The organism is Streptomyces sp. NPDC026301, from assembly GCF_055567935.1.
In genome coordinates this window covers 44,627-56,900 of the sequence record NZ_JBVHPN010000021.1, presented here as the reverse complement: position 1 = coordinate 56,900, position 12,274 = coordinate 44,627, and the positions used below count along the sequence as shown (strand labels likewise).

At 73.3% G+C, this 12,274-nt stretch carries 13 protein-coding genes and 1 riboswitch; of the genes, 9 read left to right on the top strand and 4 right to left on the bottom strand.

The features are described 5' to 3' along the window. Window positions 1-25: 25 nt before the first annotated feature. A riboswitch (cobalamin riboswitch) is annotated at window positions 26-224 on the bottom strand. 155 nt (window positions 225-379) lie between these two features. The 3 genes from ACZ4MH_RS29495 to ACZ4MH_RS29485 form a co-directional block, all read right to left on the bottom strand. Continuing rightward, entirely contained in the window at window positions 380-628 is a 249-nt protein-coding gene (locus tag ACZ4MH_RS29495) for a hypothetical protein (protein WP_351601684.1), read from the bottom strand. A gap of 31 nt (window positions 629-659) precedes the next feature. Continuing rightward, window positions 660-1,907 carry an inorganic phosphate transporter gene (locus tag ACZ4MH_RS29490; RefSeq protein WP_351601687.1) on the bottom strand — a complete coding sequence of 416 codons (1,248 nt, stop codon included), beginning with the start codon at window positions 1,905-1,907 and terminating at the stop codon, window positions 660-662. Window positions 1,908-2,089: 182 nt separating this feature from the next. Further along, window positions 2,090-2,866, bottom strand: a complete 777-nt coding sequence (locus ACZ4MH_RS29485; protein WP_351601690.1) for a lysozyme — start codon at window positions 2,864-2,866, stop codon at window positions 2,090-2,092. Window positions 2,867-3,081: 215 nt separating this feature from the next. Here ACZ4MH_RS29485 and ACZ4MH_RS29480 point away from each other — a divergent pair, with 215 nt between their 5' ends. The 3 genes from ACZ4MH_RS29480 to ACZ4MH_RS29470 all read left to right on the top strand — a co-directional run bounded on the left by ACZ4MH_RS29480 (window position 3,082) and on the right by ACZ4MH_RS29470 (window position 6,859). Continuing rightward, window positions 3,082-3,753 (top strand): class II aldolase/adducin family protein, encoded by a 672-nt coding sequence (locus ACZ4MH_RS29480; protein ID WP_351601693.1) that lies wholly within the window; start codon window positions 3,082-3,084, stop codon window positions 3,751-3,753. Between the two features lie 107 nt (window positions 3,754-3,860). After that, a complete protein-coding gene (locus ACZ4MH_RS29475) occupies window positions 3,861-4,988 on the top strand; it encodes an alpha/beta hydrolase (protein WP_351601696.1) in 1,128 nt (375 codons plus the stop codon). Window positions 4,989-5,266: 278 nt separating this feature from the next. After that, window positions 5,267-6,859, top strand: a complete 1,593-nt coding sequence (locus ACZ4MH_RS29470; RefSeq protein WP_467754767.1) for a hypothetical protein — start codon at window positions 5,267-5,269, stop codon at window positions 6,857-6,859. 104 nt (window positions 6,860-6,963) lie between these two features. Here ACZ4MH_RS29470 and ACZ4MH_RS29465 read toward each other — a convergent pair whose 3' ends face one another. Next, window positions 6,964-7,374, bottom strand: coding sequence for a VOC family protein (locus ACZ4MH_RS29465; RefSeq protein ID WP_351596180.1), 411 nt, complete (start codon window positions 7,372-7,374; stop codon window positions 6,964-6,966). Window positions 7,375-7,671: 297 nt separating this feature from the next. Here ACZ4MH_RS29465 and ACZ4MH_RS29460 point away from each other — a divergent pair, with 297 nt between their 5' ends. From ACZ4MH_RS29460 to ACZ4MH_RS29435, 6 genes are all read left to right on the top strand, one after another. Continuing rightward, window positions 7,672-9,270: an ABC-F family ATP-binding cassette domain-containing protein gene (locus ACZ4MH_RS29460; RefSeq protein WP_351596183.1), complete on the top strand. Its 1,599-nt coding sequence runs from the start codon at window positions 7,672-7,674 to the stop codon at window positions 9,268-9,270. Between the two features lie 370 nt (window positions 9,271-9,640). After that, entirely contained in the window at window positions 9,641-9,862 is a 222-nt protein-coding gene (locus tag ACZ4MH_RS29455) for a helix-turn-helix domain-containing protein (RefSeq protein ID WP_006606369.1), read from the top strand. A 130-nt stretch (window positions 9,863-9,992) separates the two neighbouring features. After that, complete coding sequence (locus tag ACZ4MH_RS29450) at window positions 9,993-10,781, top strand: enoyl-CoA hydratase/isomerase family protein (protein WP_351596187.1); 789 nt, start codon at window positions 9,993-9,995, stop codon at window positions 10,779-10,781. A gap of 216 nt (window positions 10,782-10,997) precedes the next feature. After that, window positions 10,998-11,465 (top strand): Asp23/Gls24 family envelope stress response protein, encoded by a 468-nt coding sequence (locus ACZ4MH_RS29445; RefSeq protein ID WP_351596190.1) that lies wholly within the window; start codon window positions 10,998-11,000, stop codon window positions 11,463-11,465. A 45-nt stretch (window positions 11,466-11,510) separates the two neighbouring features. Then, window positions 11,511-11,711 carry a hypothetical protein gene (locus ACZ4MH_RS29440; protein WP_030264671.1) on the top strand — a complete coding sequence of 67 codons (201 nt, stop codon included), beginning with the start codon at window positions 11,511-11,513 and terminating at the stop codon, window positions 11,709-11,711. Window positions 11,712-11,714: 3 nt separating this feature from the next. Next, entirely contained in the window at window positions 11,715-12,254 is a 540-nt protein-coding gene (locus ACZ4MH_RS29435; protein ID WP_351596195.1) for an Asp23/Gls24 family envelope stress response protein, read from the top strand. The last annotated feature ends 20 nt before the right edge of the window (window positions 12,255-12,274 follow it).

The following is a 12,274-nucleotide window of genomic DNA, read 5'->3' as shown; positions in this document are numbered from 1 at the left end:
CCTCACTCAGGGTCCGCGCCCTGGCTCGACGTGACGGGCGACGAGAGTCTCCTGGCTCCCGGATCGGCGCTGCCCCCGGCCTTCCAGCCCGTGTCTGCGGCGGGCCGTGGCCTCTTCTGGAGGAGCGCTCCCCGGTGACAGTGGCGGGACCGCGCCGGATTCTCACCGGACTTCCTCATCTGTCGCCGAATGGCACCGGGCAGTCCACCACGTGCCGCGAATGCCCGTCAACTCACCCTTGACCTGCGACGCGGGCGTATGGCAGAGCATGTGGCCGACACCACAGGCCGGGCGCCGGGGAAGCGGGCGGACGACGAAGGCGCCCGGTGCCGCGGAAGGAACCGCGGCGCCGGGCGCCTTCAGGTGCTGCGTGAGTGCCTCAGCCGGTGACGATCAGGAAGATGCCGTAGCCGACGGCCGCGAGGCAGAGCGCGAAGCAGGCGTAGCCGCCGGTGCGGGCCGCGGCGGAGGAGCCGCCGCCGACGGCCGCCGCGGCGGCCGCCTCGCCCTCCTGGCGGGGCTTGCGGGACGTGCCCACGATGCCCAGGGTGAACAGGCCCACCATCCCGACGGTCACCACGAGGGTGGTGCCGAAGACCTGGCCGAGTGCCGCCCAGTCGATGTTCATGGCGTGAGTTCCTTAACGCGAGCGCCCGGCGTCAGCGGACGGCCGAGGCGGCGGGGGAGCGGGAGGCGGACGGGGACTGCGCCGGGATGCCGTCGATGGAGCCGGCGCCGGCCGTGGTCGCGCCCGCGGGCGGCGGGGTGACGGTCTGCAGCGCGGCGGTGACGACACCGGCCGGCTCGACGTCGTTGACGTTGCTGTGGTCCACCGGCTTGCGGCGGGAGGCGGCCCAGATGGCGCCGCAGACCGCGAGGCCGAGGACGGCGACGGCGGTGACGCCCCAGGTGCCCTGGCCGGCCAGGAAGGCCGCGCCCGCGGCCACCAGCGCGGCGGCCGGCAGCGTCAGGCCCCAGGCGATCACCATCCGGCCCGCCGTGGACCAGCGGACCACGCCGCCCTTGCGGCCGAGGCCGGAGCCCATGACCGCACCGGAGCAGACCTGGGTGGTGGAGAGCGCGAAGCCGAGGTGCGAGGAGGCGAGGATGGTCACCGCCGCGCCGGTCTGGGCGGCGAAGCCCTGCGGCGGCTGGATGTCGGTGATCCCCTTGCCCATCGTGCGGATGATCCGCCAGCCGCCCAGGTACGTGCCGAGCGCGATGGCGAGACCGGCCGAGGCGATGACCCACAGGGGCGGGTCGGCGTGCGGGGCGACCACACCGCCGGTGATCAGCGCCAGGGTGATGACACCCATCGTCTTCTGGGCGTCGTTGGTGCCGTGCGCGAGGGAGACCAGGGCGGCCGAGGCGATCTGCCCGGCGCGGTAGCCCTTGGCGGTGTCCTCGTCGGCGCGGTTGCGGGCCAGCCGGTACGTGAGCCGGGTGGCGGCCGTCGCGGCGATGCCCGCGACGATCGGCGCGGCCACGGCCGGGATGAGGACCTTCATGACGACCGCGTCGGCGTTGACCCCGCCGATGCCGACGGACACCAGGGTCGCGCCGATCAGGCCGCCGAAGAGGGCGTGCGAGGAGCTGGAGGGGAGGCCGGCGAGCCACGTCAGCAGGTTCCAGACGATCGCGCCCACCAGGCCGGCGAAGATCACTTCGGGCCGGATGCCGGCGCCTTCGTCGATGATGCCCCCGGAGATGGTCTTGGCCACCTCGACGGAGAGGAACGCGCCGACGAGGTTCAGCGCCGCCGACATCGCCACCGCGACTTTGGGCTTGAGGGCCCCCGTGGAGATGGTGGTGGCCATGGCGTTGGCCGTGTCGTGGAAGCCGTTCGTGAAGTCGAACACCAAGGCCGTGACGATCACGATCCCGATGAGAAGCGTGATGTGTTCCATTCACCCAGGCAATCAGTTCGATGGTCAGTGACGCGAACGACCGTAGGGAGGGTGGGTGAACGGAAGATGAACGACAACGGGCCTGGTGGTGACGCCCCCGCCGATTTCGTGCGGAGGCGCCTCACCGGTCACTCGGGGTTCATCCAGAGGTGTACAGAACGTGCTTTGCGTCGAGGCGCTTCCTAGCCCGCGGCGAACCTGCGGAGCTGGTCGAACGAGCCGTTCCAGGCGTTCTGGTCGCCCGGCAGCGCGCCCTTGTTGGAGTACTGCCAGATGCTGAGGAAGTCCCAGCCCTTCGGCAGCTTGCCGGGCTGCCCGTGCCAGGATGCCAGCCACAGCGGGTGGCTCTTCGCGAAGGCGCCGCTGCCGCCGGTGCAGGTGTTCCACCAGCGCGTGGTCGTGTAGATCACCGGCCGGCGCCCGGTCTGCCGCTTGATCTCGTCGCTGAAGCTCCAGATCCAGCGGACCATCTTCTTCTTGCTCACGCCGTAGCACTTGTGCTTCTTGCTGTACGGGTTGTGCTCGATGTCCAGGGCCGGCGGCAGCGTCCGGCCGCCCGCCGTCCACCGGCCGCCGTGGCTGAGCAAGTACCGGGCCTGTGCGGCGCCGGAGGACTCGTCCGGCACCGCGAAGTGGTACGCGCCGTGCAGCAGGCCGGCCTTGCGCGCGCCGCCGTACTGCCTGTCGAAGTAGGGGTTGGTGTAGGAGGTCGATTCGGTGGCCTTGACGTAGACGAACCGCGCGCCGTTCGCCCGGGCTTCCGGCCAGTCGACGTTCTTCTGGTGCGAGGAGACGTCGTGGCCGTGCGGTACGCCGGACGCCGCCGAGGGGCTCGCGGCGGCGAGTTCGGTGAGTGCGGCGCCGGCCAGTGCGGCCAGCGTCAGGGCGGTTGCGGTGGCGGCGGTGGTCAGGCGGGGCAGTAAGGCCGGTGAGTGGTCACCTTTGTGGTCACGAGCCATGGTTCCCCCCGGATGGCGACGTGCATGACAAATCACCCAGAGACTATTGGATGATCCCGAGATGGCGGCGACCTCCGGCCAATCACCGGTTACCACTGAGATATCCCGGTTTGGGGGATACCGGAGGGGAATGGTCCGCCTTACAGTGCCGCGGCTGCGCGGGGGGCGGCCGGTACGGTGCGGAGCCCAGGTACGTCAGGAGGGAGTGGGGCGGGATGGCGGAGCGGGAGCCGGGACCGGTGCGAGAGGTGGCGGAGGCGTGGGACGCGCTGGTGGCCGCGGCGCGGCGCACGGTGGCCGACGGACTGGTGGTCGGCACGTCGGGGAACGTGTCGGTGCGCGCCGGCGGACTGGTGCTCGTCACGCCCAGCGGCGTCCCGTACGACCGGCTCGGGCCGGACGACCTGGTGGCCGTGGACCCGGCGGACGGGCGGCAGGTGGCGGGCGCGCTGCGGCCGACGAGCGAGCTGCCGATGCACCTCGCGGTGTACCGCCACACCAGTGCCACCGCTGTCGTCCACACCCACGCGGTGCACGCCACCGCTGTCTCCACCCTGGTCCCCGAACTCCCGCCGGTGCACTACATGACCGCGGCCCTCGGCGGCACCGTCCGGGTTGCCTCATATGCGACGTACGGCAGTCAGGAGTTGGCCGACAACATGCTGCACGCGCTGCGCGGCCGCACGGGCGTGCTGCTGCAGAACCACGGCACCCTCACCTACGGCGACACCCTCGACCAGGCGTACGACCGTACGGCGCAGCTGGAGTGGATGTGCCGGCTGTGGCTGACCGCCGCGTCCGTCCCCGGCCACACGCCGTCCCTGCTCTCCGAAGGCCAGCTCGCCGAGGCGGGCGAGCGGCTGCGGGGGTACGGGCAGCAGGGCTGAGGGCCGGGTGCGCTTCCGGGGCGCGGCGGGCCGCGGATGGCCGGGTCCGTCACCCGGCCGGAGCGGCCCACTGGCCAGGCGCGGCCCGGGTCCCCAGACTGGGGAGGGTGCGCCTGGGTACCGCGGCGGCAGCGGCCGTCACCACCGTGATCGGTACCGGAGCGGCCGCGTTGGCGGCCGGCCGGTATGCCAGCGACGTCGCTCTGAAACCCACTCCCGACCGGCCGTTCCCCGGCGACGGGCGGCTGACGGTGCACGGCACCACGGGGGACCGGGTCACGCTCACCCGCAGCCTGTCCGCGCTGCGGCCCGGCCGGTACGGCCTGACGGGCCGCGGCTGCCACGCGGTGATCGGCCCGGTGTGCGACGGCGAGCCGCACGCGGCCGACACGGTCGTCCGGCGCCTGGAGCGGATCACCCACGGGGCCCTCGCGCGCGGCACCCGTATGCGGCTGACCCCGCAGGTGTACATCGGCAGCCCCTCCGACGCGCTCGGCCTGGAGTGCGCCGACGTGGACGTGCCCGGCGAACTGGGCGCGCTGCCCACGTGGTTCGTGCCGGGCGAGCGGGAGACCTGGGTCATCGCCGTGCACGGCCTCGGCACGACACGGGAGCACCCGATGGTCGTGATGCCGTTCCTGCAACGCCATCACTTCCCGGTGCTGGCCCCGGCGTACCGCAACGACCTGGGCGCGCCGCGCACCGCTGACGGCATCGGGCACCTCGGGGACGCCGAGTGGCGCGACGTGGACGCGGTGATCCGGTACGCCCTGCGGTACGGCGCCCGCCGGGTGATCCTGCACGGCTGGTCCACCGGCGCGACGATGGCGCTGCACGCCGCGGCGCACTCCGCGCTGCGCGACCGGATCGCCGGGCTGGTGCTGGACTCGCCGGTACTGGACTGGCGCGCGACGGTACGGGCGCTGGCGGCGGCCCACCGTGTGCCGCGCCCCGTGCTGCCGCTGGCGGTGCGGGCCGCCGAGGGGAGCACGGGCCTGCACTCCGACCGGCTGGCAGAGGCGCGCGACCCGGCGCTGCTCTCCGTACCGACGCTGATCTTCCACGGGCCCGGCGACACCATCGCCCCCTGGGCGGCCTCCCGCCGCCTGAAGGCGGCGCGGCCCGACCTGGTCAGCCTGCACACCGTCAGGGACGCCCCGCACGGGGCCATGTGGAACGCCGGGCCCGACGAGTACGAGGAGTCGCTGCGGCGGTTTCTGACGCCGTTGATGTAACCGCCCTTGAGCAGCGGTAGCGGGTAGCGGCCGGCCGGTCGTCCCGGTGCGCAGGTCATGTGGCACGGGGGGGCCGGGGGCCTGGCACGGGGTGCCGCGAGGAAGGGGGCGATCATGGGCGGATCGGGCACGAGCGGACCTTCCGAAGAACGCAATCCGCATTCCGATTGGGTTTTCGGGCCCACAAGAGCAAGACTGCTCCTGTGACGTCCCGTACTCCGCGCGACTCCCGGCTCCGCCTCGTCCCCAGACAACCGATCGCCGCCGCCCGCCGTGCGGTGAGCACCCGGACCGCCAGGCCCGCGACGCGGCCGCCCGAGGGCACTCCGCCGCCCGCCGAGCTGGCCCGGATGGCGCGCAGCGGACTGGCGGGCGCCGTCCGGGTGGCCCGCTGGGCCGACCGCGCGCGGGGCGAGGGCGTGGGCGCGTGCGCGGGCCCCGACGGCTCGCTCCCGGACGCCGCGGCCGAGGAGGCCGCCGCCGTACTGGACCTGACGCCGCGGCAGGTGCGGGCCGACTGGGACCGGGCCCGGCTGGCCGGACTCATCGAGCTGCACGACGGAGAGGCCCGGCCGGGCTGGCGGCTGCGCGCCTGGGACCGCGACGACTCGGCGGCGCTGCGCGGCTGGGTCGCGCTCTTCGACGCCTGGTCACTGGCGCGCCCCGCCCCGGAGGCCGCGCGCCCCGGAGCGGTCGCCGAGGTCATCGAGGCGCTGCCGCAGGTGCTGTCGCTGCTGTACCTCTCCTCGGGCCCGGTCCAGGTGGCCGACCTCCTGGAGCTGCTCGACCAGCGGATCGCCGAACTGCGCACGGAGCGCTGCGAGGTGCCGTACGAAGGCCCGGTGGACGCGGCCGCCCGTGCCGCGGAGCCCGGCGCACCGGAAGCGACCGGCACCGCCCCGGATGCCGATGGCCAGGCCACTGAACCTGAACCTGCGACCGGCCGGCAGGCCGCCGCCCCGGCGGACGCGGCCGGCGCAGCGGACGCGACGGCCCCGGCGGACGCGACCGGCACGGCGGACGCGGCCGGTCCGGCGGACGCGGCCCCGGGCGTCGGTGACGCGGGCGCCGACGTGACGTCCGCCGAGCTGCTGGACTGGGCGCTGGGCGCGCTCGCCGCGGTCGGCGCGCTCGTCGTACGCGGCGGGAACGGCGCTTCCCGGGCGCGCGGCGCCGGGGACGCCGCCGTGCTGCTGCGGGGCGGCGAACCGTCCGGCGAGCGGCAGGCCCGGCTCACCCCCCTCGGCAGCTGGGCCGTGTGGGTCAAGCTGGAGCAGATCTGCGTGGCCGCGCAGAGCCCCGCCGGCAACATCGAGCAGTCCGCCGAGGCGATGCTGCGCGGCTGCGCGCGGCTCACCCCGGGACCCGCCCGCGCTGAGTACCGGGCGTGGCTGGCCGCGCGCTCGGCCGGCAGCGCGGTCGAGGAGCTGCTGGCGGTCGCCCGCGGCGACGACGCCCTGCTGCGCGGGCTCGCCTTCGAGGCGCTGCGCGCGGTCGGCGCACCGGCCGAGCCCGCCGTACGGGCCGCGGCCGACGAGCCGGCCCTGCGGCCGTACGCCCTGCTGTGGCTGGTCGAGCACGAGGGCGGCGACCCGGAGACCGCGCCGGACGTGCTCACCCGCGAGGAGTCCACCTGGCTGTGGGTGGACACCGCAGCGGCCGTCGCCGACCACGGCGAGAGCCGGCTGCTCGTACGGCACCTGGACTCCGCCGTGCAGGGCTCCGTGCCGCGCCTGCTGGAGGAAGTACGCGCCGTCGGGCATCCGCGCACCGTCCAGGTCCTCGTGGCGCTGGCCGCCGCGCACCCCGACCCGGCGCTGGCCAAGGCCGTCCGCCGCGCGGCCTTCCAGGTCCACACGGGCGGCGCCTGACGGGCCGCGGGCGGGCGCGCTCCACGGGGCGCGGCCGACCGGCGAGGGTGCGACCGGCCGGGCCCGGCACGTGGCGAGGGTGCGACCGGCCGGGGCCCGGCGCCTCAGGCGTCCTTGGTCGACGGGGCGTACGTGCCGAAGCTCCAGATGTTTCCCTCCTTGTCGCGGGCCATGTAGTCACGGGAGCCGTAGTCCTGGTCGGTGGGCGGCACGAGGATCTCCGCGCCGGCCGCCGCGGCCTGCTCGTGATGCGCGTCGACGTCGGCGACGGCGACATAGACGCCGGTGGGCCCGGCGTCGCCCATCGCCTCGGCGAAGACGCCGCCGCGGCCCTTGGCGCCGAGCATGACCGTGCCGTTGCCGTACGACAGCTCGGCGTGCAGCACGGTGCCGGACTCGTCCTCGTACAGCGCGCCCCTGGTGAAGCCGAAGGCCGTCGTCAGGAGCTCGATCGCCGCCTTGGGGTCGCGGTAGAGCAGGGTCGGGCAGATGGAGGGAGGCGGGGTGGCGGACATGGTCTCGGTCCCTTCGCGAGCCGGTGTGGCCTGACTCACACAAGTGTGCCAGCGGGGTCTGACAACACCACCTGACCTGGGTATTCGACCCTTCCGGCGGGACTCGCGGCAGTGGCCTCGCGGGGGCGGCGGAGGCCGGGAAAACTGCTTGCACACCACCGTTAGACTGGTCCTATGGCAATTCTCCTTGTGCATTAGACGGCGTCGGCCCGTTTGCGCTCCCTTCGGAGCGCGCCGCGTTGCGGCTTCTCCGCCCGCCCGTCCGTTCCGCCGTCCACCCTGCCCTGGAGTCTTTCCGTGATCACCGCTTCCGGCCTCGAGCTGCGCGCCGGCGCCCGAGTCCTCATCGAGTCCGCCTCTTTCCGTATCGCCAAGGGCGACCGCATCGGCCTGGTCGGCCGCAACGGCGCGGGCAAGACCACCATGACCAAGGTCCTGGCCGGCGAGGGCATCCCCGCCGCCGGCACGGTCACCCGCTCCGGCGAGGTCGGCTACCTCCCGCAGGACCCGCGCACCGGCGATCTGGACGTACTGGCCCGCGACCGCGTGCTCTCCGCGCGCGGCCTGGACGAGGTCCTGCGCAAGATGCGCGAGAACGAGGACCGGATGTCCAACGGCAAGGGCGCCACCCGCGAAAAGGCGATGAAGAAGTACGAGCGCCTGGAGACGGAGTTCCTCACCAAGGGCGGGTACGCCGCCGAGGCGGAGGCCGCGACCATCTGCGCCAGCCTCGGCCTGCCCGACCGCGTCCTCGCCCAGCCGCTGCACACGCTCTCCGGTGGTCAGCGCCGCCGCGTCGAGCTGGCCCGGATCCTCTTCTCGGACTCCGACACGCTCCTCCTGGACGAGCCGACCAACCACCTGGACGCCGACTCGATCCTCTGGCTGCGGGACTACCTCAAGACCTACCGCGGCGGCTTCATCGTGATCTCCCACGACGTGGACCTCGTCGAGACCGTGGTCAACAAGGTGTTCTACCTGGACGCCAACCGGTCGCAGATCGACATCTACAACATGGGCTGGAAGCTGTACCAGCAGCAGCGCGAGGCCGACGAGAAGCGCCGCAAGCGCGAGCGCGCCAACGCCGAGAAGAAGGCCGCCGCGCTGAACACCCAGGCGGACAAGATGCGCGCCAAGGCGACGAAGACCGTCGCCGCGCAGAACATGGCCAAGCGCGCCGAGAAGCTGCTGGCCGGCCTGGACGAGGTGCGGCGGTCCGACAAGGTCGCCAAGCTGCGCTTCCCGAAGCCCGCGCCGTGCGGCAAGACCCCGCTCACGGCCGAGGGCCTGTCGAAGTCGTACGGCTCGCTGGAGATCTTCACCGACGTCGACCTGGCCATCGACAAGGGCTCCCGAGTGGTCATCCTCGGCCTCAACGGCGCGGGCAAGACGACCCTGCTGCGGCTGCTCGCCGGGGCCGAGAAGCCCGACACCGGCCAGGTCACCCCCGGCCACGGCCTCAAGCTCGGCTACTACGCGCAGGAGCACGAGACGCTCGACCCGGACCGCACGGTCCTGGAGAACATGCGCTCCGCGGCGCCGGACCTGGACCTCGTGGAGGTCCGCAAGACCCTCGGCTCCTTCCTGTTCTCCGGCGACGACGTGGACAAGCCCGCGGGCGTGCTCTCCGGCGGCGAGAAGACCCGGCTGGCGCTCGCGACCCTGGTCGTCTCCTCCGCCAACGTCCTCCTCCTGGACGAGCCCACCAACAACCTCGACCCGGCGAGCCGCGAGGAGATCCTCGGGGCGCTGCGCACGTACGAGGGCGCGGTGGTCCTGGTGACCCACGACGAGGGCGCGGTGGACGCGCTGGAGCCGGAGCGGATCATCATGCTGCCGGACGGCGTGGAGGACCTGTGGGGCCCGGATTACGCGGATCTGGTGGCGCTCGCCTGATCGCCCGCGGCGCCCGGCACCGCGCGGCACGGGCGTAGGACATCTTGATCAACGCCGTATGGATCATTCGGCCGACGGGTGATCCATCATCTGAGTGAGAACGGCTCGTACCCGGCGCGCCGCGCCGCACGGGGGCGCGTGCCCGGCTACGGATTCCGTTGCGCGCCGCCCCGTACCCCCTGACCTGGCTCTTCTTCGCGCGCCTCGACGGAGGCGGCCACGCCGGGCCCATGGAATCCCTGATTCCGTGCCGCCGTGCGCCGCCTTGCGCGCCAAACCATGTCCTACGGACCTTGCCGAATGGGTGGCCAGGACGGGCGGGAGGGGTGATCATGAGAGTCCAGAGCGCACTTCCCATGAGGAGGCACGGGTGGCCGAGACTCTGAAGAAGGGCAGCCGGGTGACCGGCGCCGCGCGCGAGAAGCTCGCGGCAGACCTGAAGAAGAAGTACGACTCCGGAGCGAGCATCCGGGCGCTGGCCGAGGAAACCGGCCGCTCCTACGGATTCGTGCACCGGATGCTCAGCGAATCCGGTGTGGTCCTGCGCGGTCGCGGCGGGGCCACGAGGGGCAAGAAGGCCGCCTCGGCGTGAACTGAGGCGGCCCGCGACTCCGAAGAGCCGACGGTGCCACCCGGTCGAAGAAGCGATCGACCGGGTGGTTACTGTTCAGTTAACTTAGCGGTTACTGTGCAGTGCCCGACGGCCGACTCGGAGGCGCGTGATGAGTACCCTGACCCCGCTCGACAAGGACGGTGTACGGCTCACCGTTGACGACGCCGTCGCCACGGTGACCCTCACCAACCCTGCGAAGCGCAACGCGCAGTCGCCCGCCCTGTGGCGGGCCCTGGCCGAGGCGGGGCAGCAACTGCCCGGGAGTGTGCGGGTCGTGGTGCTGCGCGGTGAGGGCAAGTCCTTCTCCGCCGGCCTGGACCGGCAGGCATTCACTCCCGAGGGCTTCGCCGGCGAGCCGTCCTTCCTGGAGATGGGGCGCGGCCCGGAGCACGAGATGGACGCGCTGATCGCCGAGTACCAAGAGGCGTTCACGTGGTGGCGGCGGAACGACATCGTGTCGGTCGCCGCCGTCCAGGGGCACGCCATCGGCGCCGGGTTCCAGCTCGCGCTCGCCTGCGATCTGCGGGTGTGCGCACAGGACGTGCAGTTCGCCATGCGTGAGACGAGCCTGGGCCTGGTGCCGGACCTCACCGGCACCAAGCCGCTCGTCCATCTCGTGGGCTACGCCCGGGCGCTGGAGATCTGCGCCACCGGGCGGTACGTCCACGCGGAGGAGGCCGAGCGCACAGGCCTGGCCAATCTCGTGGTGCCCGGCGACCAGCTCGACGGCGCCGTCACGGACCTGGCGGCGGCGCTGCTCGCCGCGCCCCGGGACGCCGTCATCGAGACCAAGGCCCTGCTGGCCGGTGCCGCGACGCGCTCGCTCGACGAGCAGCGCGCGGCGGAACGCGCGGCGCAGGGCCGCCGGCTGCGCGACCTCGCGGGCGCGGGCGAGTAGGCGAGTAATCCCTGCCGCGGTGCGCCGGGGGCGCATGGCATCGGAGTAACGCCTGCCGCGGTGCGCCGGGGCGGGCGAGGGGCGAGTCCGCGTCGTTCCGCGCCCACTCGGCGTATCCCGGCGGCGCTCCGCCCCGACCCCGCCTAATGTGGACCACGGAGCGGACCTCAGGTGTGCCCGCTCCGTCCGCTCCTTCCCGCGGAAAGGGACGATGCGATGAGCGACACCGCACAGGGCGGCCAGCCGCACGGCGAGGGCGCCCGGAAGACCCTCGGGACCAAGCGCGGCGGCGGCGACCCGGCGACCCGGGGACGCACGACCATCGCGGACGGCGTGGTCGAGAAGATCGCGGGCATGGCTGCCCGGGATGTGATGGGCGTCCACACGATGGGCAGCGGCTTCGCCCGCACGTTCGGCGCGGTACGGGACCGGGTGCCCGGCGGCCGGTCCGTCACGCGCGGCGTGAAGGCCGAGGTCGGCGAGGTGCAGACGGCACTGGACCTGGAGATCGTCGTCGACTACGGCGTGTCGATCGGCGATGTGGCCAGGGCGGTACGGGAGAACGTCATCGCGGCGGTCGAGCGGATGACGGGCCTGGAGGTCGTCGAGGTCAACATCGCGGTCAGCGACGTCAAGCTGCCGGACGAAGTGGAAGAGGAAGAAGAGGAGCCCAGGCTCCAGTAACGGTCCGACCGCCATCCCGGCGGGGTGGCAGCGAGGGAGCGCACGATGAGCATGGCCGTGGCCGGTCTGTTGGCCGGCATGGCGCTGGGCTTCGCGGGGTACTTCGGCGGATTCGGTGCCTTCTTGCTGGTGGCGGCGCTGGGCGCGGTCGGTTTCGTGGCCGGGCGGTTCCTGGACGGGGACCTGGAGCCCGGCGAGTTCTTCCGCCGCGCGGGCGGCCGCGAACGCGACGCCCGGCGGCGGTGAGGCGTGACCGGACAGACCCCCGAGCCCGTCGTCCCGCCGGGACAGCGCGGCGCGACACGGGTCGCCGACCGGGTGGTCGAGAAGATCGCGGCCCAGGCGGCACGGGAGGCGCTGCGGCGCGGACCGGACGCGAGGGCGCGGGAGACCAGCGGCGCGCACGCCGCCGGCGCCCCGAACGACGACAGCCCGCGGAGCGGCACCCCGTCCAACGACGATCCGCAGACGGGCACCCGGACGGGCACCCTTCAGAGCGGCACCCTTCAGAGCGTCAGCCCTCCGCGCGACGTCCGTCCCGGCGACGCCCGCGCCACCGTCGTGGTCCGGCGGCACAACAGCCAGGACACCCACGGCGAGGCCCGCGTCCGGATCTTCGTCGAGCTCGGCTACCCCTGCGACATCGGCGCGGAGTGCGGCGCGGTGCGTCGGCAAGTGACCGAACGGGTATGGGCGTTGGCGGGCATGACGGTGCCCGAGGTGGCGGTGCGGGTGACGCGCCTGCACTCGCCGCAGCTGAAGCGGGCCGGGCAGGGGAGAGTGCGATGAGACGTACGGCGACCTGTGCG

Excerpts from the sequence above, each read along its gene's own strand:
- ACZ4MH_RS29445 (WP_351596190.1), top strand. The coding sequence starts at position 10,998 with ATGAGCGACACCGCACAGGGCGGCCAGCCGCACGGCGAGGGCGCCCGG.
- ACZ4MH_RS29490 (WP_351601687.1), bottom strand. The coding sequence starts at position 1,907 with ATGGAACACATCACGCTTCTCATCGGGATCGTGATCGTCACGGCCTTG.
- ACZ4MH_RS29450 (WP_351596187.1), top strand. The coding sequence starts at position 9,993 with ATGAGTACCCTGACCCCGCTCGACAAGGACGGTGTACGGCTCACCGTT.
- ACZ4MH_RS29495 (WP_351601684.1), bottom strand. The coding sequence starts at position 628 with ATGAACATCGACTGGGCGGCACTCGGCCAGGTCTTCGGCACCACCCTC.
- ACZ4MH_RS29480 (WP_351601693.1), top strand. The coding sequence starts at position 3,082 with ATGGCGGAGCGGGAGCCGGGACCGGTGCGAGAGGTGGCGGAGGCGTGG.
- ACZ4MH_RS29465 (WP_351596180.1), bottom strand. The coding sequence starts at position 7,374 with ATGTCCGCCACCCCGCCTCCCTCCATCTGCCCGACCCTGCTCTACCGC.
- ACZ4MH_RS29485 (WP_351601690.1), bottom strand. The coding sequence starts at position 2,866 with ATGGCTCGTGACCACAAAGGTGACCACTCACCGGCCTTACTGCCCCGC.
- ACZ4MH_RS29440 (WP_030264671.1), top strand. The coding sequence starts at position 11,511 with ATGAGCATGGCCGTGGCCGGTCTGTTGGCCGGCATGGCGCTGGGCTTC.